19 protein-coding genes are annotated in these 25,509 nt (G+C 72.1%); 3 read left to right on the forward strand and 16 right to left on the reverse strand.

What is annotated here, in order from left to right; all coding sequences use genetic code 11:
• The 7 genes from ACZ5ID_RS11555 to ACZ5ID_RS11585 all read right to left on the reverse strand — a co-directional run.
• Positions 1-278 (reverse strand): flavodoxin-dependent (E)-4-hydroxy-3-methylbut-2-enyl-diphosphate synthase (locus tag ACZ5ID_RS11555; protein WP_468896213.1); only part of this gene is annotated, 278 nt, incomplete at its 3' end.
• A 167-nt stretch (positions 279-445) separates the two neighbouring features.
• On the reverse strand, positions 446-1,744 hold the full coding sequence (locus ACZ5ID_RS11560) for a M50 family metallopeptidase (protein WP_468896216.1): 1,299 nt from the start codon (positions 1,742-1,744) through the stop codon (positions 446-448).
• Positions 1,741-2,991: a 1-deoxy-D-xylulose-5-phosphate reductoisomerase gene (dxr, locus tag ACZ5ID_RS11565; RefSeq protein ID WP_468896219.1), complete on the reverse strand. Its 1,251-nt coding sequence runs from the start codon at positions 2,989-2,991 to the stop codon at positions 1,741-1,743. Before dxr ends, ACZ5ID_RS11560 begins: the two co-directional genes overlap by 4 nt.
• Before the next feature lie 130 nt (positions 2,992-3,121).
• Positions 3,122-5,047: an acyl-CoA dehydrogenase family protein gene (locus tag ACZ5ID_RS11570; RefSeq protein ID WP_468896222.1), complete on the reverse strand. Its 1,926-nt coding sequence runs from the start codon at positions 5,045-5,047 to the stop codon at positions 3,122-3,124.
• Between the two features lie 168 nt (positions 5,048-5,215).
• Complete coding sequence (locus tag ACZ5ID_RS11575; RefSeq protein ID WP_468896225.1) at positions 5,216-6,661, reverse strand: aldehyde dehydrogenase family protein; 1,446 nt, start codon at positions 6,659-6,661, stop codon at positions 5,216-5,218.
• 635 nt (positions 6,662-7,296) lie between these two features.
• Positions 7,297-8,823, reverse strand: coding sequence for a PucR family transcriptional regulator (locus ACZ5ID_RS11580; protein ID WP_468896228.1), 1,527 nt, complete (start codon positions 8,821-8,823; stop codon positions 7,297-7,299).
• Positions 8,824-8,924: 101 nt separating this feature from the next.
• Positions 8,925-11,291, reverse strand: coding sequence for an ATP/GTP-binding protein (locus ACZ5ID_RS11585; protein WP_468896231.1), 2,367 nt, complete (start codon positions 11,289-11,291; stop codon positions 8,925-8,927).
• Positions 11,292-11,690: 399 nt separating this feature from the next.
• Between ACZ5ID_RS11585 and gabT the strand changes: the two genes are divergently transcribed.
• On the forward strand, positions 11,691-13,025 hold the full coding sequence (gene gabT, locus ACZ5ID_RS11590; protein WP_406556369.1) for a 4-aminobutyrate--2-oxoglutarate transaminase: 1,335 nt from the start codon (positions 11,691-11,693) through the stop codon (positions 13,023-13,025).
• Positions 13,026-13,377: 352 nt separating this feature from the next.
• Positions 13,378-13,941: a phosphatase PAP2 family protein gene (locus ACZ5ID_RS11595; RefSeq protein ID WP_468896235.1), complete on the forward strand. Its 564-nt coding sequence runs from the start codon at positions 13,378-13,380 to the stop codon at positions 13,939-13,941.
• On the opposite strand, the gene ACZ5ID_RS11600 is transcribed toward ACZ5ID_RS11595, so the two are convergent.
• The 8 genes from ACZ5ID_RS11600 to ACZ5ID_RS11635 all read right to left on the reverse strand — a co-directional run bounded on the left by ACZ5ID_RS11600 (position 13,892) and on the right by ACZ5ID_RS11635 (position 23,759).
• Positions 13,892-15,724, reverse strand: a complete 1,833-nt coding sequence (locus tag ACZ5ID_RS11600) for a chitinase (protein WP_468896238.1) — start codon at positions 15,722-15,724, stop codon at positions 13,892-13,894. The genes ACZ5ID_RS11595 and ACZ5ID_RS11600 overlap by 50 nt on opposite strands.
• A 153-nt stretch (positions 15,725-15,877) precedes the next feature.
• Positions 15,878-16,336: a hypothetical protein gene (locus ACZ5ID_RS11605; RefSeq protein WP_468896241.1), complete on the reverse strand. Its 459-nt coding sequence runs from the start codon at positions 16,334-16,336 to the stop codon at positions 15,878-15,880.
• Positions 16,337-16,512: 176 nt separating this feature from the next.
• A complete protein-coding gene (locus tag ACZ5ID_RS11610; RefSeq protein ID WP_468896244.1) occupies positions 16,513-17,934 on the reverse strand; it encodes an NAD(P)/FAD-dependent oxidoreductase in 1,422 nt (473 codons plus the stop codon).
• 38 nt (positions 17,935-17,972) lie between these two features.
• The gene (locus ACZ5ID_RS11615) at positions 17,973-18,767 is read right to left on the reverse strand and encodes an ABC transporter permease (protein WP_468896247.1); all 795 of its coding nucleotides are present in this window, start codon (positions 18,765-18,767) and stop codon (positions 17,973-17,975) included.
• On the reverse strand, positions 18,767-19,687 hold the full coding sequence (locus ACZ5ID_RS11620; RefSeq protein WP_468896250.1) for an ABC transporter permease: 921 nt from the start codon (positions 19,685-19,687) through the stop codon (positions 18,767-18,769). The genes ACZ5ID_RS11615 and ACZ5ID_RS11620 overlap by 1 nt, the downstream gene beginning before the upstream one ends.
• Positions 19,684-20,838, reverse strand: coding sequence for an ABC transporter ATP-binding protein (locus ACZ5ID_RS11625; protein ID WP_468896253.1), 1,155 nt, complete (start codon positions 20,836-20,838; stop codon positions 19,684-19,686). The genes ACZ5ID_RS11620 and ACZ5ID_RS11625 overlap by 4 nt, the downstream gene beginning before the upstream one ends.
• A gap of 73 nt (positions 20,839-20,911) precedes the next feature.
• On the reverse strand, positions 20,912-22,162 hold the full coding sequence (locus ACZ5ID_RS11630; protein ID WP_468896256.1) for a polyamine ABC transporter substrate-binding protein: 1,251 nt from the start codon (positions 22,160-22,162) through the stop codon (positions 20,912-20,914).
• Positions 22,163-22,241: 79 nt separating this feature from the next.
• Positions 22,242-23,759, reverse strand: coding sequence for a gamma-aminobutyraldehyde dehydrogenase (locus tag ACZ5ID_RS11635; RefSeq protein WP_468896916.1), 1,518 nt, complete (start codon positions 23,757-23,759; stop codon positions 22,242-22,244).
• 181 nt (positions 23,760-23,940) lie between these two features.
• Here ACZ5ID_RS11635 and ACZ5ID_RS11640 point away from each other — a divergent pair, with 181 nt between their 5' ends.
• Positions 23,941-24,486, forward strand: a complete 546-nt coding sequence (locus ACZ5ID_RS11640) for an NADAR family protein (protein WP_468896259.1) — start codon at positions 23,941-23,943, stop codon at positions 24,484-24,486.
• Positions 24,487-24,785: 299 nt separating this feature from the next.
• On the opposite strand, the gene ACZ5ID_RS11645 is transcribed toward ACZ5ID_RS11640, so the two are convergent.
• Entirely contained in the window at positions 24,786-25,421 is a 636-nt protein-coding gene (locus tag ACZ5ID_RS11645) for a DUF4190 domain-containing protein (protein ID WP_468896262.1), read from the reverse strand.
• Positions 25,422-25,509: the final 88 nt, after the last annotated feature.

Below are 25,509 nucleotides of genomic sequence, written 5' to 3' on the forward strand. Positions count from 1 at the left end.
ATCACCGGAATCTGCGACTTCTTCGCGATCACCGCCAACGCGTCCGCGTCATCCTGCGTCGGACACGCCACCCGCACGATCTGACAGCCCGACGCAGTCAGCTCCGCGATCTGCTGCAACGTCGCCCCGACATCCGACGTCCGCGTCGTCGTCATCGACTGCACCGACACAGGAGCATCACCGCCGACCGCCACGGACCCGACCTGGATCTGACGGCTCTTGCGGCGCTCGGCCAGCCTGGTCGGAACGGACGGCATTCCCAGTGAAATCGCAGTCATCTGCTGTGCAACCCCAAGGTGTGGATCAAGGTCCCGAGATCGGCGGGCTCCAGCCTTCGAGGTTACGGCACCTGGGGGCGCACGAGCACACCGTGCCCCCGAGTTCACCGAAAGGGGCGTCCCGGGCACGTTACGCACCCGGGACGCCCCGCACTTCCGTACGGCCGCTAGGAGATCTTGACCGGGTTCACCACGTCCGCGACCAGCACGAGCAGGGTGAAGCAGATGAAGATCCCGGCTACCACATACGCGACCGGCATCAGCTTCGCCACGTCGAACGGGCCCGGGTCGGGGCGCTTGAAGACGCGCGCGACCTTGCGCCGCAGCGACTCCCACAGCGCGCCCGCGATGTGCCCGCCGTCCAGCGGCAGCAGCGGCAGCATGTTGAAGAGGAACAGCGAGAGGTTGAACCCCGCGACCAGGAACAGCATCATCGCGATCTGGTTCTCCGGCGGGATGTCGAGGGTGAACACCTCGCCGCCGACCCGGGCCGCGCCGACCACGCCCATCGGGGAGTCGGCCTTGCGCTCCTCGCCGTTGAAGGCCGCGTTCCACAGGTCCGGGACCTTGGAGGGGATCGCGACCAGTGACTTCACACCCGAGCGCATCATGTCGCCCATGCGGTCCACGGACTGGCCGAAGGACTGCTGGACGATGCCGGTGGCGGGGCTGAAGCCGAGGAAGCCCGCCGAGGTGGTGCCGGAGGTGTAGTTGCCGGAGCCGTCGATCCTGGCGACATCGTTCTTGATCAGGGTGGCGTGCAGATCCACCGGCCGGCCGTCGCGCTGGACGGTGATCGTGGCCGGGCCGATGGTGTCGCGGATGTGCTTCTGCAGCGCCGACCAGTCGCCGACCTTCTCGCCGTTGAACGCGACGATCTTGTCGCCCGCCTTCAGACCCGCCTGCTTGGCCGGGGCCACCGGGTCGGCGGCCCTGCAGGTGTCGCGCTGCTCCTTCTGCGAGATCACACAGTCGGAGACCTTGCCCACCTGGGTGGTCTGGGTGTTGACGCCGAAGGTCATCATCACGCCGAAGAAGATCGCCACGGCGAGGATCAGGTTCATGAACGGCCCGGCGAACATCACGATCACGCGCTTCCACGGCTTGCGCGTGTAGAACAGCCGCGTCTCGTCGCCCGGCTGGAGCTCCTCGAAGGCCGCCGAGCGGGCGTCCTCGATCATGCCGCGCCAGGGCGAGGTGGAGCGCGCGGTGATCCGCCCGTCCTCGCCGGGCGGGAACATGCCGATCATGCGGATGTACCCGCCGAGCGGGACCGCCTTGATGCCGTACTCGGTGTCGCCCTTCTTCCGCGACCAGATCGTCGGGCCGAAGCCGACCATGTACTGCGGCACCCGGATACCGAACATCTTGGCCGTGGACAGGTGGCCGAGCTCGTGCCACGCGATCGAGACGAGCAGGCCCACCACGAAGACGACTATGCCGAGGACCGTCATCAGAATCGTCATGCGCGCGCCTCCGCTGTCGCCTTCACCGCGAGTTCCCGGGCCCGGGCTCGTGCCCAGGTCTCCGCTTCCAGGACGTCCGAGACCGTGAGTGGGGTTCCCGCGGCGGGGATGCCGTGCTCGGCCACGACCTCTGTGACCGTATCCATGATTCCGTTGAAAGGCAGCCGTCCCGCGAGGAAAGCGTCCACGCACTCCTCGTTCGCGGCATTGAACACCGCCGGGGCCGTGCCCCCCAGCTCCCCGACCTGCCGGGCGAGTCCGACCGAGGGGAAGGCCTCGGTGTCCAGCGGGAAGAACTCCCAGCTCGACGCCGTGGTCCAGTCGAAAGCGGGGGCCGCGTCGGGCACCCGCTCGGGCCAGCCGATGCCGATGGCGATCGGGCCGCGCATATCGGGCGGGGTGGCTTGGGCGAGCGTGGAGCCGTCGGTGAACTCCACCATGGAGTGGACGTAGGACTGCGGGTGCACGACGACCTCGATACGGTCGAAGGGGATGTCGTACAGCAGATGCGCCTCGATGACCTCCAGGCCCTTGTTGACCAGGGTCGCCGAGTTCACGGTGATCACCGGGCCCATCGCCCAGGTGGGGTGCGCGAGGGCGTCCTCGGGGGTCACGTCCGCCAGCTGCGCGCGGGTACGGCCGCGGAAGGGACCGCCGGAGGCGGTGACCACCAGCTTGCGTACGTCGGCGCGGGTGCCGGCGGCGAGGGCCTGGAAGAGGGCCGCGTGCTCGGAGTCGACCGGGATGATCTGGCCCGGCTTGGCGAGCGCCTTCACCAGGGGGCCGCCGACGATCAGCGACTCCTTGTTGGCCAGCGCCAGGGTCCGGCCCGCCTCCAGGGCGGCCAGGGTCGGCGCGAGGCCGATGGAGCCGGTGATGCCGTTGAGGACGGTGTGGCACTCGGAGGCGGCGAGCTCGGTGGCCGCGTCGGGCCCGGCGAGGATCTCGGGCAGCGGCTCGGTGCCGTACCCCTCCTTCAGCGCCTCGCGCAGCGCCGGCACCGCGTCCGTCCGGGCGACCGCGACCGCGCGGACCCGCAGCCGGCGCGCCTGCTCGGCCAGGAGCGCGACCCGGCCGCCCGACGCGGCGAGCGCGGTGACGCGGAACCGGTCGGGGTTGCGCAGCACCAGGTCGATGGCCTGGGTGCCGATGGACCCGGTGGAGCCGAGGACGACGATGTCCCGGCGGCCTTCGGTGGGATCGAAGGCGATGTGCGGGTCGGCGAGGGGGGCTGGGCTGTCGCTCATCCCCCCATTCTTGCCGCATCCGCTGTGCGCCGGGACAGGCACTCCCCCGTGCGGGGGCCGCGCGGTGTGTTCCGGGGGCGCCGGGACACCGGGGAGCGGAGCCCTCCGGTGTCCCAACGGCCCGGTGGATTCAGCGGATCGGGCGGTGGACGTTGTCCCGCTTCGCGGGCCCCGGGGTCGCGTCCGCGATCCACGGGCCGTCGCCGGAGGGGTCGACGACGCCCTCCTCCAGCCAGGTGTACGACCCGGCCAGCACCCCGGCGACGACCTTGCGGTCGAGGTCGTCGGTGTTGGCCCACAGCCGGTCGAAGAGCTCGTCCACCCGGATACGGGCCTGCCGGCAGAAGGCGTCGGCCAGCTGGTGGGCCTCGCGGCCGTGGGTGCCGCCGGTCCGCAGCAGCTCCGCCCGTACGCAGGCGGCGCTCATCGCGAAGAGCTCGGCGCCGATGTCCACGATCCGGCCGAGGAAGCCCTGTTTGGTCTCCATCCGGCCCTGCCAGCGCGACATGGCGTAGAACGTGCAGCGGGCCAGCTTGCGGGAGGACCGCTCGACGTACCGCAGGTGCTGCGCCAGACCCTCGAACTCACTGTAGGAGTTGGGCAGTTGGCCGGGCCCGGAGAGCAGTTTGGGCAGCCAGCGGGCGTAGAAGGCGGCGGCGCCCGCACCCGCCTTGGCCTTGTCGGGCAGCTTCTTGTCGGGGTCGATCAGATCGCCCGCGACCGAGAGGTGGGCGTCGACGGCCTCGCGGGCGATCAGCAGATGCATGATCTCGGTGGAGCCCTCGAAGATCCGGTTGATGCGCAGATCGCGCAGGATCTGCTCGGCCGGTACGGCCCGCTCGCCCCGGGCGGCCAGCGAGTCGGCGGTCTCGAAGCCGCGCCCGCCGCGGATCTGGACCAGTTCGTCGGCCATCAGCCAGGCCATCTCGGAGCCGTAGAGCTTGGCGAGGGCGGCCTCGATACGGATGTCGTTGCGGTCCTCGTCGGCCATCTGCGAGGACAGGTCGAGCACCGCCTCCAGGGCGAAGGTGGTGGCCGCGATGAACGAGATCTTGGCTCCGACGGCCTCGTGCTGGGCGATCGGCTTGCCCCACTGCTCACGCGCCGCCGACCATTCACGGGCGATTTTCAGACACCATTTGCCCGCGCCGACGCACATCGCGGGCAGCGAGAGACGGCCGGTGTTCAGCGTGGTCAGGGCGATCTTCAGCCCGGCGCCCTCGGGGCCGATGCGGTGGGAGGCGGGGACGCGGACCTGATGGAAGCGGGTCACCCCGTTCTCGATGCCGCGCAGGCCCATGAAGGCGTTGCGGTTCTCCACGGTGACGCCGGGCGAGTCCGCCTCGACCACGAAGGCCGTGATGCCGCCCTTGTGCCCCTCGGACCTGGGCACCCGCGCCATGACGACCAGCAGGTCCGCGACGACGCCGTTGGTGGTCCACAGCTTCACGCCGTCCAGGACGTAGGCGTCGTCGCCGTCCGGGACCGCCGAGGTGGCCAGCCGTGCCGGGTCCGAGCCGACGTCCGGTTCGGTGAGCAGGAAGGCGGAGATGTCGGTACGGGCGCAGCGCGGCAGGAACGTGTCCTTCTGCTCCTGGGTGCCGAAGAGCTTCAGCGGCTGCGGTACGCCGATCGACTGATGCGCCGAGAGCAGCGCTCCGATCGCGGGGCTCGCGGAACCGGCCAGCGCGAGCGCCTTGTTGTAGTACACCTGGGTGAGGCCGAGGCCGCCGTACTTGGTGTCGATCTTCATCCCGAGGGCGCCGAGCTCCTTGAGCCCGTTGATCACCTCGTCGGGGATCCGCGACTCGCGCTCGATGAGGGCGCCGTCGATCTTCGTCTCGCAGAAGTCCCGCAGTTTGGCGAGGAACGCCTCGCCGCGCTCCGCGTCCTCGCCGGCGGGCAGCGGATGCGGGTGGATGAGGTCGAGCCGGAAACGCCCGAGGAAGAGTTCCTTCGCGAAGCTCGGCTTGCGCCAGTCCTGCTCGCGCGCGGCTTCGGCGACCCGGCGCGCCTCGCGCTCCGAGACCTTGGGTGTGCCGTGTGGTGCGGTCATTGAGGGGTACTCCTCGCCGCGACGTTGTGCGGGGCGCACGCACGCACCCCGTTACCGGACAGTGCTACTCGTCCGTATGTACCCGATTCCCGGCGGGGCAGCCACCCCTGTGACGCGAAACGGCCGGAGCCCCGTGGTGGGGGCTCCGGCCGTTCGCGTACGTACGTCCTAGAGGGCGAGACCGGTCAGGACCAGCACGCGCTCGTAGGTGTAGTCCTCCATCGCGTAGCGCACGCCCTCGCGGCCGACGCCGGAGGCCTTGGCGCCGCCGTACGGCATCTGGTCCGCGCGGTACGAGGGGACGTCGCCGATGATCACGCCGCCCACCTCCAGGGCGCGGTGGGCGCGGAAGGCGGTCTGCACGTTGTGCGTGAAGACGCCCGCCTGGAGGCCGTACTTGGAGGAGTTGACGGCCGCGAAGGCCTCCTCCTCGCCGTCCACCTTCTGCACGGTGAGGACCGGTCCGAAGACCTCCTCGCAGGCGAGGGTGGTGTCGGCCGGGACCTCGGTGAGGACGGTCGGGGCGTAGGAGGCGCCGTCGCGCTTGCCGCCGGCGAGCAGCTTCGCGCCGGCCGAGACGGCCTCGTCGACCCAGGACTCCACGCGCCGGGCCGCGTCCTCGCTGACCAGGGGGCCGACGTCGGTGGACGCGTCGGAGGGGTCACCGGTGACCTGGGCCTCGACGGCCGCGACGATCTTCGGCAGCAGCCGGTCGTAGACGGCCGCGTCGGCGATCACGCGCTGCACGGAGATGCAGGACTGGCCGCCCTGGTAGTTGGAGAAGGTGGCGATACGGGACGCCGCCCAGTCCAGGTCCGCGTCCGAGGCGAAGTCGGCGAGGACGACGGCCGCGCCGTTGCCGCCGAGCTCCAGGGTGCAGTGCTTGCGCGGCACCGAGTCCATGATCGCGTAGCCGACCTTGTCGGAGCCGGTGAAGGAGATGACCGGCAGGCGGTCGTCCTGCACCAGGGCCGGCATCTTGTCGTTGGCGACCGGCAGGACGCTCCACGAGCCGGCGGGCAGCTCGGTCTCGGCGAGCAGCTCACCGAGGACGAGGCCCGAGAGCGGGGTGGCGGGGGCGGGCTTGAGGATGATCGGCGCGCCGACGGCGATGGCCGGGGCCACCTTGTGGGCGCACAGGTTCAGCGGGAAGTTGAACGGCGCGATGCCGAGGACGACGCCCTTGGGGAAGCGGCGGGTCAGCGCGAAGCGGCCCTGGCCGCCGGCGTCGGTGTCGAGGCGCTGGGCCTCGCCGCCGTTGAAGCGCCGGGCCTCCTCCGCGGCGAACCGGAACACCGAGACGGCGCGGCCGACCTCGCCGCGGGCCCACTTGATGGGCTTGCCGTTCTCGGCGGAGATGAGCTGGGCGATCTCCTCGGTGCGCTCGGTGAGGCGCTTGGAGACGTGGTCGAGGGCGGCGGCGCGTACGTGCGCGGGGGTCGCGGCGAACTCGTCGACCACGGCGTGCGCGGCGGCGACGGCCTCCTCGACCTGGGCCTCGGTCGGAACGCTCACCGTGCCGACCAGCCGGCCGTCCCAGGGGGAGGTGACGTCGAAGGTGTCCTCACCGGTGGCCTGGCGGCCGGCGAGCCAGAAGGCGTGGGTGGAAGTCATTGCGAATCCCGGCCCTTCCGAGGTTGGTGGTGGGTGGTGTGGGTCTGTTGCCCTGTGCTTCCCACCGTAGGGGGGTGGGGGCGGGGGTGGGGTTGTCCGGGGTGGAGTGGTGGGGGTGGTGGGCGCGCCCTTTTGGAGGGCCGCTCCCCGGTGGGGGTGGGTGCCGGCTTTCTTCCCGGGGGCTACGGCCCCGGACCCCTCGGGCGGGCGGGACCCTTCGGCCCCTGCACCCCCCGGGTCTCCTTTTGTCCGCAGGTGGGTGGGGGCTGGTCGCGCAGTTCCCCGCGCCCCTTCAGGGCACCCGGGCCCGGCCATTTCAGCCCCTCCGGCCGCTTGAGGCGGGGCCGCGCAGCCACCAGGGCTGGGGGCCGGGGCTGAGCTCCGCAGCGGGTGCAGGACGCCGGGTCCCGACCCGCGGTCCCGGGACGTGGCCCGCCCGGGAGTCTGGGGGCAGAGCCCACGCAGCGGGGTGCAGGGGGCGCAGCCCCGGCTGGGGGGCCGGGGGCGCAGCCCCCGCCAGGGGTGCAGGGGACGCAGCCCCCCTGGGGGTGCAGGGGGCGTAGCCCCCGGGTAAATCCCTCCTCACGGCCCACCCACCCCCGGAGGGTTAAGGGAACGGGCGGGGTGGGGGACACTCACTCGCCGGGCGCCGTCGTCTTCAGCGCCAGCCACAGCTCCATCCGCACATCCGGGTCGTCCAGCGACCGCCCCAGGATCTCCTCCACCCGCCGCATCCGGTACCGCAGCGTGTGCCGGTGGACGCCGAGGTCCGCCGCCGCCGCGTCCCACTGGCCGTGCCGGGACAGCCAGGCGCGCAGCGAGGCCACCAGATCGCCGCGGCCGGTCGCGTCGTGCTCGTACAGCGCGCGCAGCATCCCGTCCGCGAACGCCCGTACCGCGTCGTCCGCCAGCAGCGGCACCAGTGAGCCCGCCACCATCTCCTCGTGCTCGACCAGCGGGCGGCCCCGGCGCCGGGCCACCGACAGGGCCTGCTCGGCCTGCTTGTACGCGGACGCCGCCGCTGTCGGCCCGGCGGGCGCGGACAGGCCGGTGACCAGTTCGGCGCCCTCCTCGGGGGTGAAGGAGACGCACGCGGCCACCGCGTCGCCGCCGTCGGCCGCGAGGACCACCAGGCGGTCGCCCTCGGGGACCACCAGGACGGCCTCCCCGGCGCGCGCCGCCGCCGACTCCATCGCCTCGGTGAGCGCCCCGAGGTCGGCCGACTCCCCCGCCCGCTCGGCGATGACCAGGCGGAAGGGCGCGTCGAGGAGCCCGCCGTACAGGTCGCCCGCCACGGCCCGCGCGTGGTCCTGCTGCCCGGACAGCAGCATCCGCAGCACCGCCGCGCCCAGGCGCTGCTCGGCCAGCTGAAGGGCCCGGGTGCGTTCCGTGGTGAGGGTCAGCAGCGCGACCGCCGAGTGCACGGCGTACCGCTCGGCGGTCCCCAGCGGCGCCCCCGTGCCGACCGCCAGCGCCCCGCGCACCCGGCGTCCCGTACCCAGCGACTGGAGCTCGACGCGGTCGTCCGAGCCGCCGACCACCGCGCTGGCGGGCGCGGCCCGGTCGCGCAGCCGGGCCACGTCCGCGGTGAGCCGGGCCGCCCGCCGCCCCGCCCACTCGGGCTGCACCGCCACCACCGCGCCGGCGGTGTCGTAGAGCGCGGCCCACCCGTCGACGTGCGCCGCGAGCCGGGCCAGCAGTTCGCCGGGGCCGGCCAGCGCCGCCCGGGTCAGTTCGCGCTGGGCCTCGAAGCCCGCGGTCACCGCCCGGTACTGGTCGGCCGCGATCGCCGCCGAGACCGCCTTGGAGATCGCCAGGAACGGGGTGCGGCGCGGCACCTCCAGCAGGGGGAAGTCCTCCGCCCGGGCCGCTTCGAGCAGCGCGTCCGGCACGCTCTCGTAGCTGACGCCCACCGCGAAGCCGAGGCCGACGACCCCGGCGCCCGCGAGCCTGCGCACATAGCGGCGCATGGTCTGCGGGTCCTCGGCGTCCAGCGTCATCGCGGTGATCAGGAGGAGTTCGCCGCCCTCCATGTACGGGACGGGGTCGGCGAGCTCGCTGACGTGCGCCCAGCGCACCGGTGTGTCCAGCCGGTCCTCGCCCGCGCGCACGGTGAGCTTGAGCGCCGAGTGCTGGACGAGGGAGGCGAGGGTGGGCGGCATGGGGGGCTTCGACGACCTTCGGGGAGGGACCGGGGGAATGCGCCGTCCCGTATGAACGGCGCACCCCGATTCTGCCAGGACGGCGGGGTCCCGGCGTCACCTCAGCCGCGCAGGTCCACCAGGAGCGGCGGCGCGTGCTCGCCCGCGACGTCGGTGAGCGAGAGCACCGCGTGCCCGGCGGGCACCTGGTGGGCGAGCTGGGAGGCCGACCAGCGCTCCCGCTCGACCTTGCGCACGGTGACCGCGTCCCGGGTCACCGGCTTGCCGGTGGCCAGTTTGCGCAGCGAGTGCAGCGCCCGGGTGAGCGGCTGGTCGGCGAAGACGGCGTGCTTGGCGACCTCCGTCGTCTCGACCCACTCGGTGCCCCACAGCTGCGACAGGAGCTGCCCGTCCCAGGTGGTGACGCCCCGGAAGGCCATATGGCAGCCGACCGAGGCGAGCAGCGAGGTGTGCAGCCGTTCGGGTACGTCGGCCAGGGCGCGCAGGGTGAGCACCACCCCGGCGTTGGCCTGCCGCAGCCGCTGGAGGGCCCGTACGGACCCGGCGGTGACGGCGTGCGTGGCGTCGTCCAGGACCAGGCAGGCGAAGAGCGAGCGGTCCTGGCGGGCCATGGCGCTGGTGGTGAACTGGACGAGCAGCAACCGGTTCAGCAGCCGGGCCGCCTCCGGGTGCGCCCGCTCGGGCAGGTCGACCCGGACCCGTACGGGGTGCTCCAGGGCGCGCAGCGAGAACGGGCGGCTGTGGCCGGTGGTGTCGAAGAACGCGGCGAAGGCGGGCCGGTCCAGCGGGGCGAGCCGGTCGGCGAGGACCAGGCCCGGGTCGCCGGGGACGCCGGCCTGCCGGGCGCGCGCGTCCAGTTCGCGGTGGAGCGCCGGGTGCGCCTCGCGGTCGAGGCCGGCGCGGAGCTCGTCGAGCGCGTCGCCCGAGCCGTCCAGGAGCTCGCGCAGCCGGGGCACCGAGGGGAAGCAGCCGTACGCCGCCCGGTAGGGGCCCAGGAGCTGGGCGAGCGCGGTCGCGGCGCGCCGGACGTCGGCGTCGGGCAGGTCCCCGGCGCAGGCCTCGGCGAGCAGGGCGGCGGCCTCGTCGGGGTCGAGGGTGCCGCCGTAGAGGTCGAGGTCGTACTCGGAGGCGGGGTCGCCGGGCCGGACGATCACGTCGTACGCCTCGTCCGCGCCGAGCGGGGTGCCCGCGGCGCCGACGGCGACGACGGCGGCCTGTCCGGCCAGGGCCTGCAGTGCCAGCGACTCCACCACGGGCCGCACCAGATGGCGGGTCTTGCCCGCGCCGGAGGGGCCGACGGCGAGCAGTGAGGTGCCGAGCGCCGCCGGGTCGACGGCCGCGCCGGCGCCCCGGCGGGCGGGCGGGTTGTTCTCCAGGTCCGCGTACCGGCCGATGCGCACCTGCGAGGTGAGCAGGTCGTGGGTGGCGGCGCGGGCGGGCAGGTCGCGGTCGCCGGAGGGGTGCAGACAGGCGCGCGCCCCGTCGCGCAGCACCGCGTCGGTGAACGCCGTCAGCCGGGCCGGGTCGGCGACGACCGAGGTCCAGGCGCGGCGGATACGGGCGCAGTCCACGTCGTTCATCCGGCCGCTCCCGGCGTCGGCGGCCAGCCGGTCGGCCGCGGCGTGCTGGCCCGCCTCGCGCAGCTGCGGCCAGTCGGCGGCGCCGGGGCCGGCGGGCGTCGTGGCCGGTGACGCGCTCGGGGCGCGGCCGGTGCGCTCGCGCAGGAGCCCGGCCCAGTCGCCGGCCCGGCCGCACACGAACAGGGCGACCGCGACCACCAGCAGGTGGTAGACGGTGGTCACCGTGTCGGTGGCGTCCTTGGTGGCCACCGGGTCGTCGCTGAAGATCCACGAGTGCGGCACGACGCCGAAGGCGAGGGAGTAGAAGGGGAGCCAGTCGTCGGCCCAGATCACGAACCAGGCCAGCGCGACGGCGACGAGCGCGGTGCGCACCGCGCGCGTGGGCTGCGGGTGGTCCACGGCGTACCGCCGGAAGACCTCGCGCCAGTTGCCGAAGTGTCCGAAGACGTAGATGAGCGCGACCGCGACCAGGCTGTTGTAGGCGGCGAGCGCGGTGAGCGCGGCCGGCGGCCTGCGGTGCAGCCCCCACCAGTCGGACGGTGTGAACAGCTCCAGCGGCACCCTGCGGTGCGGCACGTACCCGTTGCGCCACAGCGACCACGCCAGGACGGCGGCGAGCAGCGCGATCACGGCGCCGCCGAGCAGGGCCCGGTCCGGTACGCGGTGGACGGCCTCGGCGGGGCGCGGCCGGTACCCGTACCGCCACAGTCCCGGTTCGGCGGCGGCGCGCGGGGTGCGCAGCCACTCCCCCAGCGGCGGGCGCCCGGGCGGGGCGGCGGGCTGGGGCGGGAACGCGGGGGGCGGCGCCGGGACGGTCGGCGGCGCGGCAGGGCGCGGCACCGGCCGCGCCTCGGTGCCCCGTGCGTCGTGCGTGCCTTCGGTGTCCATCGACCGCTTGCCCCCTGACCAGCCGGGTCCGTAACCGCGTCCAGCGGCCAATCTAAACGGAACGGGGGGACTACGGGGGGTCAGCACGCGGCTGTCTGGGCCCGGTCTTCGTGACTGTGCCCCCAGGGGCACCCGCCGGATTGCCGCGTAGCGGCATTCGCAGGGGCGCGGGGAACTGCGCGACCAGCCCCCACCGGCCCGCGGACGAAGACCGGGCCCACACCAAAGCGCTCGCTATGTCCGCGAAGGACAACGACACGGCTCCACCACTCCCCAACGGAGCATGCCCGCACCCCGCGCCGGGCCCTAGCCTGCGAAGAAAGCCAAGGAAGCGTCCAAAAACACCCGCGTCCACCCCACCCGCGTCCGCAAAGACCGCCAGATCCTCCAGGAGCCCTCATGACCGCGATCCCGCAGGAGCGCCGCATCGTCACCGCGATCCCCGGCCCCAAGTCGCAGGAGCTGCAGGCCCGCCGCCTCGCCGCGGTCGCGGCCGGGGTGGGCTCCACCCTGCCCGTCTTCACCGCGCGCGCGGGTGGCGGCATCATCGAGGACGTCGACGGCAACCGTCTGATCGACTTCGGCTCCGGCATCGCCGTCACCAGCGTCGGCGCCTCCGCCGAGGCCGTCGTGCGCCGCGCCTCCGCGCAGCTCGCGGACTTCACCCACACCTGCTTCATGGTCACGCCGTACGAGGGGTACGTCGAGGTCGCCGAGGCGCTCGCCGAGCTGACCCCCGGCGACCACGCCAAGAAGTCCGCCCTGTTCAACAGTGGTGCGGAGGCCGTCGAGAACGCGGTGAAGATCGCCCGTGCGTACACCAGGCGCCAGGCCGTCGTCGTCTTCGACCACGGCTACCACGGCCGTACCAACCTGACGATGGCGCTGACCGCCAAGAACATGCCGTACAAGAACGGCTTCGGCCCGTTCGCGCCCGAGGTCTACCGCGTCCCGGTCGCCTACGGCTACCGCTGGCCGACCGGCGCCGAGAACTGCGGCCCCGAGGCCGCCGCACAGGCGATCGACAACATCACCAAGCAGATCGGCGCCGACAACGTCGCCGCGATCATCATCGAGCCGGTGCTCGGCGAGGGCGGCTTCATCGAGCCGGCCAAGGGCTTCCTGCCCGCCATCGCGCAGTTCGCCAAGGACAACGGCATCGTCTTCGTCGCCGACGAGATCCAGTCCGGCTTCTGCCGCACCGGCCAGTGGTTCGCCTGCGAGGACGAGGGCATCGTCCCGGACCTGATCACCACCGCCAAGGGCATCGCGGGCGGTCTGCCGCTCTCCGCCGTGACCGGCCGCGCCGAGATCATGGACGCCGCGCACGCGGGCGGCCTCGGCGGCACCTACGGCGGCAACCCGGTGGCCTGCGCCGGCGCGCTCGGTGCGATCGAGACCATGAAGGAGCTCGACCTCAACGGCAAGGCCCGGCGCATCGAGGAGGTCATGAAGGGCCGCCTGTCCGCCATGGCCGAGAAGTTCGACATCATCGGTGACATCCGTGGCCGCGGCGCCATGATCGCCATCGAGCTGGTCCGGACCCGCGACGGCAAGGAGCCGCACGCCGCCGCCGCGGCGGCGCTCGCCAAGGCCTGCCACGCGGAGGGCCTGCTGGTCCTGACCTGCGGCACCTACGGCAATGTGCTGCGCTTCCTGCCGCCGCTGGTCATCGGTGAGGACCTGCTGAACGAGGGTCTCGACATCATCGAGCAGGCCTTCGCCGCGCTCTGATCACAGGACGGGACCGCGGCCTGTGAAGAACGTGTGGGGGGCCGATGGCGGGATGGGGATCCGGCTGTCGGTCCCCCTCCCACTGCCGTACGGTTTCCGCAGATGAGAGAAACACCTCGCCCGCGGGGAACCGCGGGCGGCTCCAGGGCGGCGCATCCTCAGCCTCGTTCTGGTCGTGCCCTGGCGCACACCGCCGGTGCTTCTGGCTCCGGAACTCCTCACCGATCGGATGGCCGTCCGCCCCACACCCCCCGGGGCGTACGGCACACCGGTCAGACCGGCCGTCTCGGAACCTCCCCCCCCTGTTCCGGGGCGGCCGGCTTTCCTCCTTACCGCCTGCGCCGCTCTCGCGGTGCTCTTCTCGTTGCTGACCTGGCAGGTCGTCACCGACGGCCCGCTGCGCGGGTTGGACGAGCGTGTCGGCGGACGTCTCGCGGGCCGCGGCCCCCAGTCCCTGGCCGAGGTGCTGGCCGATCTGGGCTCCATGCCGGTCGCCCTGCCGGTGCTGGCCCTCGCCCTCGGATACGCGGTGTGGCGCGGTGCGTGGCGGGACGCGCTGGTGGCGGCGGTGACGATGGCGCTGGTCCCCGCCCTCGTCGTCCCGCTGAAGATCTGGACCGACCGGGCGGGCCCGCTCACCTCCGACACCGGCTACTACCCGTCCGGCCACACGGCCACCGCGATGGTGGCGTACGGCGGCGCGGCCCTGCTGCTCACCCGGTGCACCGCCCCGCGCCGCGCATGGGTGATGCCCGCCGGCGCGGGTGTGCTCACCGCGGCGACGGGCACCGGTTTGGTACTGCACGGCTACCACTGGCCCCTGGACGTGCTGGCGAGCGGCTGTCTGTGCGGGCTGCTCCTGCTGCTCAGCTCCATGGGTACGCGTCGAAGTTCCGGGAGAACTCCCCGCCGTTGAACCGGTCCCAGTTCACCGACCAGGTCATCAGCCCGCGCAGCCCCGGCCAGCTGCCATGGGGCTGGTACGTACCGCAGTTCGCCTTCTTTGTCAGGCAGTCCAGCGCCTTGGTGACCTCGGCGGGGGCGGTGTAGCCGTTGCCCGCGTTGGTGGACGCCGGCAGTCCGATCGCGACCTGGTCGGGGCGGAGCGCCGGGAACATCCGGCCACTGTCGGCCGCCACCGTGAAGCCGGTGAGCAGCATGTCGGTCATGGCGACGGGGAAGTCCGCGCCGCCCATCGAGTGGTACTGGTCGTCCAGGCCCATGACGGGGCCCGAGTTGTAGTCCTGGACGTGCAGCAGCGTCAGGTCGTCGCGCAGGGCGTGGATCACCGGCAGATAGGCGCCGCAGCGCGGGTCCTGCCCGCCCCAGGGACCGGCGCCGTAGTACTGGTGGCCGAGCTGCACGAAGAACGTCTCCGGGGCCATCGACAGCACGAACTTCGGCCCGTACTTGCCCTTGAGGGTCTTCAGCGCCGATATGAGGTTCACGACGACGGGTGTCGTGGGGTTGCGGAAGTCGGTGTCGCCGGTGGCGAGCGAGAGCGAGTGGCCCTCGAAGTCGATGTCCAGACCGTCGAGTCCGTACTCGTCGATGATCTTCGAGACGGAGGCGACGAAGGTGTCGCGGGCGGCCGTGGTGGTGAGCTGGACCTGCCCGTTCTGGCCGCCGATGGAGATCAGGACCTTCTTGCCCGCGGCCTGTCGGGCTCTGACGGCCGCCTTGAAGTCGGCCGCCGACTCCACGCCGGGGCACTCGCTCGCCGGACAGAGGGTGAAGCGGATGTCCCCGGAGGTGATGGAGGTCGGCTCGCCGAAGGCCAGGTCGATCACGTCCCAGGAGTCGGGGACGTCGGCCATCCGGGTGTAGCCGGAGCCGTTGGCGAAACTGGCGTGCAGATAGCCCACGAGCGCGTGCGCGGGCAGACCGCCGCCGGGGTCGCCGCCGCCGCTGGTGGTGGAGGCGGTGACGGGGGCGGACTTCGCCGACTCGCCGGCCGCGTTGGTGGCGGTGACCTGGAAGGTGTACGCGGTGGAGGCGGTCAGGCCCGTGACGGTGGCCGAGGTCCCGCCCGCCCTGAGGGCTTCGGCGCCGCCCCGGTAGACGGTGTAGCCGGTGGCGCCGGGGACGGCGGCCCAGCTCAGGGCGATGCTGGAGGAGGTCGCGGAGCCCGCGGTCAGCCCCGTGGGGGCGGCCGGGAGCTGGACGGGCCCGCCGCCGGGGCCCAGCAGGCTGATGTCGTCGGCGTAGTAGGGGCCGGTTCCGTACCAGCCGTGGGTGTGGATGGTCACCGAGGTGGTGTCGGCGCCCGTCTGGAAGGTGGTGCGCAACTGCTGCCAGGACGGGGCGGACTGGGTCCAGGTGCTGACGTCGGTGGTGCCGGTACCGGTGGCGCCCAGGTATACGTAGCTGCCCTGCACCCATGCGCTCAGGGTGTACGTGGAGCGGGGCTGGACCGCGACCGTCTGGGAGCACTGGGCGTTGTCGCTCCCGGCCGGGGTGGCTTGGAGGGCCCTGGCCCCGCCGTGCACGGGCGAGGTGACCGCGGCGCCGCTGCCCGCCGTACAGCTCCAGCCGTCGAGCGCGGCCTCGAAGCCGCCGTTGCGGGCCAGTTCGGTGTCGGCTGCGCGGGCGGCCGGCGCGGCGGCGACCAGGGCACCCGCGGCGAGGACGGCCGCCGTGAGGGCGGCGAGGAGTCGGGCGGGTCCGGCGGTTCTGGCAAGGCGTCCGGTGCGGTCCACAACGTCCTCCGGGCATGGGGGGACCGGATCCGGGGCGGGTGGGAGCGGATCCGGGGATGGCGGGGATCAGGCCGAGCCCGCCACAATGTGGTCCAGACCAATGGGGTTGTCAAGGCCTCCGGCAGGAGTCCGCCGCTTCTGGAGAGCACCCGTTCAGTCCCGCCCGTCCCGCGCGATGTACGCCGCCGCCTCGTGCATCGCGAGTTCCAGCAGGGCGGGATCGGTGAGGGTGCCCGAGCCGTCGGGCGGCACCAGCCAGCGCACCCCGCCGCCGACCCGGCCCGGGTAGGGCACCACGATCCACGTCCCCTGCCCGGCCCCGCGCACCCCCGTGCCGAGCCAGCGGGCGGCGGTGCCCGGCGGGACGAAGAACCCCAGGCGCGCGTCGCCGGAGTCGGCGAGGACGGGCCCGGGCCGGTCGACGAGCCGGAGCAGGACCTCCAGGGCGGCGTGCCCCAGCTCGCCCGGCAGGATCAGTACGTCCCAGCGCCTGCCGGCGGGGAGGAGCGCGACCCCCAGGGGGTTGCGCTCCCACTCCCACCGGCAGGCGTCGGGATCCGGCGCCACCGACGCCAGCCATTCCACCGCTGTCCTGGGCCCGGAGCCATTCATCACCCGTTCTTCCTTCCGTGAGCGCGAAGTTGCGGTCACGGGGAGAGAGCGGGGTGGGGTCCGGCTATGACGCGGGTTTCACTACCTGGCGGTAGTGAACCGGGGCGCTCCATGATCACGGGTTGTGCGCCCCCCGCGCGCGGGGGAGCGAAACGATCCGGCCGGGTAGGCGGTGCTCAGCTGTCGAAACCCAGCCCCGCCCGGTCCATCGCCTTCAGCCACAGGTTTCTGCGACCGCCGTTGGCGTCCGCGCGCGCCAGGGCCCACTTGGTGATGCCGATGCCCGCCCAGGCCACCGGCTCCGGCGGGAACGGGAGCGGCTTCTTGCGGACCATCTCCAGCTCCGTGCGCTCGGTGCGCTCCCCCGCCAGCAGATCGAGCATCACCTCCGCGCCGAAGCGGGTCGCGCCCACGCCGAGGCCGGTGTACCCGGCGGCGTACGCCACCTTCCCGCCGTGCGCCGTCCCGAAGAACGCCGAGAAGCGCGAGCAGGTGTCGATCGCCCCGCCCCAGGCATGGCTGAAACGCAGCCCCTCCAGCTGGGGGAAGCAGCGGAAGAAGTGCTCGGCCAGCTTGAGGTAGGTGGCGGGCCGGTCGTCGTACTCCGCCCGCACCTTCCCGCCGTACTTGTAGATCGCGTCGTAGCCGCCCCACAGGATGCGCTGGTCGGCGGTGATCCGGAAGTAGTGGAACTGGTTGGCCGAGTCGCCGAGCCCCTGGCGGTTCCGCCACCCCACCGAGGCCAGCTGTTCCGCGCTGAGCGGCTCGGTCATCAGCGCGTAGTCGTAGACCGGCACGGTGTACGCGCGCACCCGCTTGACCAGGGACGGGAACACATTGGTGCCGAGCGCGACCCGGCGGGCCCGGATCCGCCCGTACGGGGTGCGCACCGCCATGCCCGGTCCGGCCGCCACCAGATCGAGACCGGGGGTGTGCTCGTAGATACGTACGCCCAGATCCAGACAGGCCCGCTTGAGGCCCCAGGCCAGCTTGGCGGGGTGCAGCATCGCCACCCCGCGCCGGTCCCAGAGGCCGCCGAGGAAGGTCGGCGAGTGGACCTCGGCGCGCATCGCGTCCTGGTCGAGCAGGTCGAGCCCCTCGATGCCGAGCCCGAGGGCCGCCTCGTACATCTCGTGCAGCTCGTCGAGCTGGTGCGGCTCGGTGGCCACGTCGATCTCGCCGGTGCGCTCGAAGTCGCAGTCCAGGGAGTACCGGGCGACGGCCGCCTCGATGGCGTCGAGGTTGGCCGCGCCCAGCTTCTCCAGCCGGGGCAGCTCGTCCGGCCAGCGGGCCAGGCCGTTGCCCAGGCCGTGGGTGAGGGAGGCGGCGCAGAAGCCGCCGTTGCGGCCCGAGGCCGCCCAGCCGGTCTCCTTGCCCTCGATGAGCACCACCTCGCGGTCCGGGTCGCGCTCCTTGGCCAGGAGCGCGGTCCACAGTCCGCTGTAGCCGCCGCCGACGACGAGCAGATCGCACCGCTCGTCGCCCGCGAGGGCGGGGTGGGCGCCGGGCCTGCCCGGGTCCTCCAGCCAGAAGGGGACGGGCTGGGCGTCCGTCAGGGAAAGGGCTGCCGCACTGCGCATGGCTCGGGTGACGGCCATGACTTCCAACTCCCTCGAAGGGTTCGGTCGGTTACTGCCTAGGCTTTCGCACGGTTGCCGCGCCGGTTGGCCACGAGCTGGCCGGCGACGACCACCACGACGGCGATGACGAACATCGCCGTACCGATGACATTGATCTGAACGGGCGTGCCCCGCTGCGCAGATCCCCAGACGAACATGGGGAACGTCACGGTGGAGCCCGCGTTGAAGTTGGTGATGATGAAGTCGTCGAAGGAGAGCGCGAAGGCGAGCAGCGCGCCCGCGACGATTCCGGGGGCCGCGATCGGCAGGGTGACCCGTACGAACGTCTGGAACGGCCCCGCGTACAGATCGCGCGCCGCCTCCTCCAGGCGCGGGTCCATCGACATCACCCGCGCCTTGACCGCCGTGACCACGAAGCTCAGGCAGAACATGATGTGGGCGATGAGGATGGTCCAGAAGCCGAGCTGCGCGCCCAGGTTGAGGAAGAGCGTGAGCAGGGACGCGGCCATGACGACCTCGGGCATCGCCATCGGCAGGAAGATCAGCGAGTTGATCGCGCCGCGCGCCCGGAACCGATAGCGCACCAGCGCGAAGGCGATCATCGTGCCGAGCACGGTCGCGCCGACGGTGGCCCAGGTGGCGATCTGGAGCGAGAGCGAGAGCGAGCCGCACATGTCGGCGACCCCGCACGGGTCCTGCCAGGCGTCGGTGGAGAACCGCTGCCAGGAGTAGTTGAAGCGCCCGTTCGGCTTGTTGAACGAGAACACCATCACGACGACGTTCGGCAGGATCAGGTACGCGAGGGTGGCGAGCCCCGCGATGACGATCACATTGCGTCGGAGCCAGCGCATCAGACCAGGTCCTCCGTCCCGGCTCGGCGGATGTAGACGGAGACCATGACCAGCACGATCGCCATCAGGATGAAGGAGAGGGCGGCGGCCGTCGGATAGTCCAGGACCCGCAGGAACTGCGACTGGATGACGTTGCCGACCATCTTCTGGTCGGTGGAGCCCAGCAGTTCGGCGTTGACGTAGTCACCGCTCGCCGGGATGAAGGTGAGCAGCGTGCCCGAGACGACACCCGGCATGGAGAGCGGGAAGGTCACCTTGCGGAAGGTGGTCGCGGGGGTCGCGTACAGATCGCCGGCGGCCTCGTGCAGCCGGGAGTCGATCCGCTCCAGGGACGTGTAAAGCGGCAGGATCATGAACGGCAGGAAGTTGTACGTGAGGCCGCAGACCACCGCCATCGGCGTGGCCAGCACCCGGTCGCCCTCGGTGAAGCCCAGCCAGTTCGTCACGTCGAGCACGTGCAGCGAGTTGAGCGCGTGCACCACCGGTCCGCCGTCCGCGAGGATCGTCTTCCAGGCGAGGGTGCGGATCAGGAAGCTGGTGAAGAACGGGGCGATGACCAGCACCAGGATCACATTGCGCCAGCGGCCCGCCTTGAAGGCGATCAGATACGCCAGCGGATACCCGAGCAGCAGACACAGCACGGTCGCCGTACCCGCGTACAGCAGCGAGCGCACGAACTGCGGGTAGTACTCCTTGAAGGCGTCCCAGTAGGTCTGGAAGTGCCAGGTGACCTGGAAGCCCTTCTCCAGGGAGCCGGTCTGCACCGAGGTGGAGGCCTGGTAGACCATCGGCAGCGCGAAGAAGACGACCAGCCACAGCAGGCCGGGCACCAGCAGCCAGTAGGGCACCAGACGCCTGCGCACCGACACCTTGCGTACGGGGAGGTCGGCGGCCGGGGGCGCCTCGGTCAGGGCGCTCACGCGGCGTCCTCGACCTTCTCCACGCCCGCGTCGATCGCCTGGGCCGCGTCGAGGCCGAAGGTGTGCGCCGGGTTCCAGTGCAGGACGACCTCGGCGCCGGGAAGGAGTCCCGCGCGCCTCTCGACGTTCTGCTCGTACACCGCGAGACCCCGGCCCGCCGGGGAGTCGATGACGTACTGGGTGGAGACGCCGATGAAGGAGGAGTCGACGATGCGGCCGGGGATCCGGTTACGGCCCGCCGCTATCGAGCCCTCGTCCTCGCGGTGGGCGAGGGAGATCTTCTCCGGGCGCACGCCCACGAGGATCTTGCCGCCGCCGACGGTGGGGGCCTGACATCGGCCGCCGGGCAGCCGCAGCTTGGCGCCGCCCGCCGTCACGACGAGGTCCTCGCCGCTCACCTCGACGACCTCGGCCTCGATGAGGTTGGAGGTGCCGAGGAAGTTCGCCACGAAGGTGGTCTTCGGGTTCTCGTAGAGGTCGGCGGGGGCGCCGAGCTGCTCGACCCGGCCGCCGTTCATCACCGCGACCGTGTCGGCCATGGTCATGGCCTCCTCCTGGTCGTGGGTGACATGGACGAAGGTGATGCCGACCTCGGTCTGGATGCGCTTGAGCTCCAGCTGCATCTGGCGGCGCAGCTTCAGGTCGAGGGCGCCGAGCGGCTCGTCGAGGAGCAGGACCTGCGGATGGTTGATGAGCGCGCGGGCGACCGCCACGCGCTGCTGCTGGCCGCCGGAGAGCTGGTGCGGCTTGCGCCCCGCGAAGTCCCCGAGCTGGACGAGCTCCAGCATGTCGTCGACCTGCTTCTTCACCGACTTGATGCCCCGGCGGCGCAGCCCGAAGGACACGTTCTCGAAGACGTTGAGGTGCGGGAAGAGCGCGTACGACTGGAAGACGGTGTTCACCGGCCGCTTGTACGGCGGCAGACCGGTGACGTCCTTGTCGCCGAGGAAGACGGTCCCGGTGGTGGGCTCCTCCAGTCCGGCGATCATGCGCAGGGTGGTGGTCTTGCCGCACCCGGAGGCACCGAGCAGGGCGAAGAAGGAGCCCTGCGGAACGGTCAGTTCGAGCGGATGGACGGCGGTGAAGGAGCCGTACGTCTTGCTGATCCCGGTGAGGCGGACATCGCCGCCGTCGTTCTTTTCGTCAGTCATGGGTTGCGATCCCAGGGGTGGAGAGGGACGAGGGGAGGGGAACGGAGGGGAGGGCCGGGAAGGGCCCGCCGCCCTAGGCGCCGATGAGCTTGGCGAACTTCTGCTCGTACCTGGTCTCCTCCTCGCTGCTGAGCGAGCGGAAGGAGTGCGCCTTGGCGGCCATCGTCCTGTCGGGGAGGATCAGCGTGTTCTGGGCCAGCTCCGGGTCGATTTTGGTCAGCTCGTCGCGTACGCCGTCGACCGGGCACACGTAGTTGATGTACGCGGCGAGCCTGGCCGCGACCGCCGGCTCGTAGTAGTAGTCGATCAGCCGCTCGGCGTTGGCCCGGTGCCGGGCCTTGGCGGGAACCAGCAGGTTGTCGCTGGAGAGCATGTAGCCGGCCGCCGGGATCGCGTACTTGATGTCCGGGTTGTCGGTCCGCAGCTGGGTGACGTCGCCGCCCCAGGCGACACACGCGGCGAGGTCGCCCTTGTCGAGGTCGCCGGTGTAGTCGTTGCCGGTGAAGCGGCGGATCTGCTTCTTGTCGACGCCCTTCTGGAGCCGCCCGATCGCCGCGTCGTAGTCGGCGTCGGTGAAGTTCGCCGGGTCCTTGCCCATGTCGAGCAGGGTCATCCCGACGGTGTCGCGCATCTCGGTGAGGAAGCCCACCCGGCCCTTGAGGGTGGGGTCGTCGAGCAGCTGGGTGACCGAGTCGACGGTCCGCCCGCCGGTCGCCTTGGCGTTGTACGCGATGACCGTCGGGATGCCGGTCCACGGGTACGAGTAGGCCCGGCCCGGGTCCCAGTCGGGGGTACGGAAGGGCGCGGAGAGGTTGGCGAAGGCGTGCGGCAGCTTCGAGGCGTCGAGCTTCTGCGCCCACCCGAACCGGATGAGCCGCCCGGCCAGCCAGTCGGTGACGACGATGAGGTCGCGGCCGATGTCCTGCCCGGCCGCGAGCTGCGGCTTGATCTTCCCGAAGAACTCGACGTTGTCGTTGATGTCCTCGGTGTACTTGACCTGGATGCCGGTCCGCCTGGTGAAGCCGTCCAGGGTCGGCCGGTGCTTCTTGTCGTCGCTGACGTCCATGTACTCGGTCCAGTTGGAGAAGTTGATCACCTTCTCCGTGGCCGAGTGGTCGTCCGAGGCCGGGGCCTGGCCGCTGTCCTTCCTGGCGGCCGGGATGCCGCAGCCGGCGAGCCCGGCCAGGCCGCCGACGGCGAGCGCGCCGACGCCCGTGGCCCGTATCAGCGAGCGGCGGGTCAGGGCGCCCCGGCCGCTGGTCAGACTGCGCCGCACGGCGGCCAGTTGGGCCCCGGACAGGCGGTCCGGCTCGTAACTCTCCATGCGCTGTGTGCCCTTTCGGGTGGAGGTGGTGGCCGCTGGTCGGACGGCCGCCACGCGGCGGCGCCGCTGATCGGATGCTTTATCGGTCCCCGAAGATCGTGCGGTGCCAGTCCTTCGCGGCGACCGCCGTGTTGTCGTACATCACATGCTTGACCTGCGTGTACTCCTCGAACGAGTAGGCCGACATGTCCTTTCCGTAGCCGCTTGCCTTATAGCCGCCGTGCGGCATCTCGCTGATGATCGGAATGTGGTCGTTGACCCAGACGCAGCCGGCCTTGATCTCGCGGGTGGCGCGGTTCGCCCGGTAGACGTCCCGGCTCCAGGCGGAGGCGGCGAGGCCGTACGGGGTGTCGTTGGCGAGCCGGATGCCCTCGTCGTCGGAGTCGAAGGGCAGCACGGCCAGCACCGGCCCGAAGATCTCGGCCTGGACGACCTCGCTGTCCTGCGGGGCGTCCGCGACGAGGGTGGGCGGATAGAAGGCACCCTCGCTCTTCGGGACCACGCCGCCGGTGACGATCCGGGCGTAGGAGCGGGCGCGCTCGACGAAGCCGGCGACCCGGTCGCGGTGGACGTGGCTGATCAGCGGCCCGAGGTCGGTGGCAGGGTCGAACGGGTCGCCGACGCGGACGCTCGCCATGAGGTCGGCGACACCCGCGACGAACGCGTCGTGGAGGGGACGCTGTACGTACGCGCGCGTGGCGGCGGTGCAGTCCTGCCCGGAGTTGATGAGGGCGGCGGCGACCGCGCCGTGCACGGCGGCCTCCAGGTCGGCGTCGTCGAAGACGACGAAGGGCGCCTTGCCGCCGAGCTCCAGATGGGTGCGCTTGACGGTGGCGGTGGCGATCTCGGCGACGCGCCTGCCGACGGCGGTGGACCCGGTGAAGGAGGTCATGACGACGTCCGGGTGCCCGACGAGGTGCTCCCCGGCGTCCCGCCCGGCGCCGGAGACGATATTGACGACGCCGTCCGGAATCCCGGCAGCGGTGGCGGCCTGGGCGAAGAGCAGCGAGGTCAGGGGGGTGATCTCGGCGGGCTTGAGGACGATGGTGTTGCCGGCGGCGATCGCCGGGAGGATCTTCCAGGCGGCCATCTGGAGCGGATAGTTCCAGGGGGCGATGGAGCCGACGACACCGAGGGCCTCGCGGCGTACGTAGGAGGTGTGGTCACCCGAGTACTCCCCGGCGGACTGGCCCTGGAGGTGGCGGGCGGCCCCGGCGAAGAAGGCGGTGTTGTCGATCGTGCCGGGGACGTCGAACTCCCGGCTGAGCTTGATCGGCTTGCCGCACTGCAGGGACTCGGCCTGCGCGAACTCCTCCGCGCGGTCGGCGAGGACGGCGGCGAAGCGGTGCAGGGCGTCGGAGCGCTCGGCGGGGGTGGCGCCGGACCAGGCCGGGAACGCGTCCTTGGCCGCCGCGACGGCGGCGTCCACGTCGCCGGTCCCGGCCAGCTCGTACGTGTGGACGACCTGTCCCGTGGCGGGGTCGACGACGTCCTGCTTGCGCCCGGAGGTGCCGGGGGTGAGACGCCCGCCGATGTACTGGGCGCCGCCTTCGAAACGGTCCTGCGCCGGGAAGCGACTGCTGTTGCTGTTGCCCATCTCGCTCACGGTCTCCGTAGCTCCAGCTCGATTTGAGTGCCGATCCTGACAGAGCGGCATCTCGCCAACAAGTGATTCCGTTGTTGCCTTTTGGTTACGCGACGGAATCTGTCGACCATGTGTCGGGTCAGGCCGTAAATACCCGTACGGAGTGTCAGTGGCGGATGCCAGACTCGCGTGTATGGAGAAGATCGACAATTTGATCGCGCAGGTCAAGGATGGTGAACGGGTCAAGTTCCTGCACTTCTGGGGTCACACGCCGCGCCGCGACGGGACGCTCGGAGCGAGCTGTCTCAGCCAGTGGTGGCCGTCGCCGTTCACGGTGGACGGGGTCGTCTACGCGACGGCGGAGCACTGGATGATGGCCGCCAAGGCCCGCCTGTTCGCCGACGCGGAGGCGGAACGGGCGGCGCTCACGGCCCGGACCCCGGCGGAGGCGAAGAAGGCGGGCCGGCTGGTGCGGGGCTTCGATGAGGAGGTCTGGCGGCGGGAGCGGTACGGGATCGTGGTGGAGGGCTCGCTCCACAAGTTCGGCCAGTCCCCCGAGCTCCGGTCCTACCTGCTCTCCACGGGCGAACGCGTCCTGGTCGAGGCGAGCCCCCTGGACCGCATCTGGGGAATCGGCCTCCCGGCGGACGCCCCCGAGGCGTCGGATCCGGGGCGGTGGCGGGGGGAGAACTTGCTGGGGTTTGCGTTGATGGAGGTGCGGGGGGTGTTGGGGGGGTAGGGGGCGCTGACCGTGTTTTGGCTGCGGGCCGGTGGGGGCTGGGGGCGGTTTGGGGGGCGGTTTGGGGGGCCGGTGTTCGTCTGCGGGTGGGGGGTGGCTGGTCGCGCAGTTCCCCGCGCCCCTGGGGGGGGATGGGGTGCGGGGCGGTGGGTCCTCGGCGGGGTGCGGGGCCCCGCTGCTCGGGGGGCGCAGGGGGCTGGCTCCCGGCCAGGGGTACATGGGGGCGCAGCCCCCGCCCGGGGTCCGGGGGCGGAGCCCCCGGGGGGCCGGGTTCAGCCTGCCACCCACCCCCGGAGGGTTCAGGGAAGGGGCGGGGTGGGGGACACCACCAGCGACGTCGCGAACGGGTCGTCATACCTCGTCGAGTCCCCCGAATCGTCGTCCTTCGTCACCGCCCAGATCATCAGCCCCAGGAACACCGCGCTCACCACGACCCCCACCGCCCCGAGAATGATCCCGGCCAGCGCCTGCCCCCCGTTCGTGGCCTCGCCCCGCTTCGCCCGTCCCCTTCCCAGGAACCCGAAGATCAGCGCCAGGATGCCGAGCACGATCCCGAGGCCCCAGAGGCAGAACAGCACCACCGACACGATGCCCAGCACCAGCGCGGTCGTGCCGAAGCCGTTGAGAGGCGCGCCCATGCCGGTCCAGCCGGGGTGGCCGTAGCCCGGGTAGCCGGGGTAACCGGGATACGCCGGGTAGCCGTAGCCTCCCGGAACCCCCGGGCCCCCCGGCCCGCCGGGCCCGCCCGGCGCCGTGGGAGGCGGCGGCACCGGCCCGGCGGCGGGCCCCACCGCCGGCCCTTCCCCCGCCGCCGGCATGGACGTCACCGTCGGCTGGTCGTGCACCGGCTTCTCCAGCGGAACCTTCCGCTCCGGCGGCGCCCACGGGTCCACGGGCTCCGCGCCCTGGGACGGCTGATCGCGGTTGTCTGACATGGGCCTCCCCCATCGTGGTTCCGACATGCTAAGGCTCGCGCCCGCTCCCGCCCGCGCCGCGATCCCCCCGGATCCGCGTGACCCCTGG

It is taken from the genome of Streptomyces sp. NPDC031670 (genome assembly GCF_055580545.1).

Coding starts and splice junctions, on each gene's coding strand:
- ACZ5ID_RS11560 (WP_468896216.1), bottom strand. CDS start 1,744: ATGACGATTCTGATGACGGTCCTCGGCATAGTCGTCTTCGTGGTGGGC.
- dxr (WP_468896219.1), bottom strand. CDS start 2,991: ATGAGCGACAGCCCAGCCCCCCTCGCCGACCCGCACATCGCCTTCGAT.
- ACZ5ID_RS11570 (WP_468896222.1), bottom strand. CDS start 5,047: ATGACCGCACCACACGGCACACCCAAGGTCTCGGAGCGCGAGGCGCGC.
- ACZ5ID_RS11575 (WP_468896225.1), bottom strand. CDS start 6,661: ATGACTTCCACCCACGCCTTCTGGCTCGCCGGCCGCCAGGCCACCGGT.
- ACZ5ID_RS11580 (WP_468896228.1), bottom strand. CDS start 8,823: ATGCCGCCCACCCTCGCCTCCCTCGTCCAGCACTCGGCGCTCAAGCTC.
- ACZ5ID_RS11585 (WP_468896231.1), bottom strand. CDS start 11,291: ATGGACACCGAAGGCACGCACGACGCACGGGGCACCGAGGCGCGGCCG.
- gabT (WP_406556369.1), top strand. CDS start 11,691: ATGACCGCGATCCCGCAGGAGCGCCGCATCGTCACCGCGATCCCCGGC.
- ACZ5ID_RS11605 (WP_468896241.1), bottom strand. CDS start 16,336: ATGAATGGCTCCGGGCCCAGGACAGCGGTGGAATGGCTGGCGTCGGTG.
- ACZ5ID_RS11610 (WP_468896244.1), bottom strand. CDS start 17,934: ATGGCCGTCACCCGAGCCATGCGCAGTGCGGCAGCCCTTTCCCTGACG.
- ACZ5ID_RS11615 (WP_468896247.1), bottom strand. CDS start 18,767: ATGCGCTGGCTCCGACGCAATGTGATCGTCATCGCGGGGCTCGCCACC.
- ACZ5ID_RS11625 (WP_468896253.1), bottom strand. CDS start 20,838: ATGACTGACGAAAAGAACGACGGCGGCGATGTCCGCCTCACCGGGATC.
- ACZ5ID_RS11630 (WP_468896256.1), bottom strand. CDS start 22,162: ATGGAGAGTTACGAGCCGGACCGCCTGTCCGGGGCCCAACTGGCCGCC.
- ACZ5ID_RS11635 (WP_468896916.1), bottom strand. CDS start 23,759: ATGGGCAACAGCAACAGCAGTCGCTTCCCGGCGCAGGACCGTTTCGAA.
- ACZ5ID_RS11640 (WP_468896259.1), top strand. CDS start 23,941: ATGGAGAAGATCGACAATTTGATCGCGCAGGTCAAGGATGGTGAACGG.
- ACZ5ID_RS11645 (WP_468896262.1), bottom strand. CDS start 25,421: ATGTCAGACAACCGCGATCAGCCGTCCCAGGGCGCGGAGCCCGTGGAC.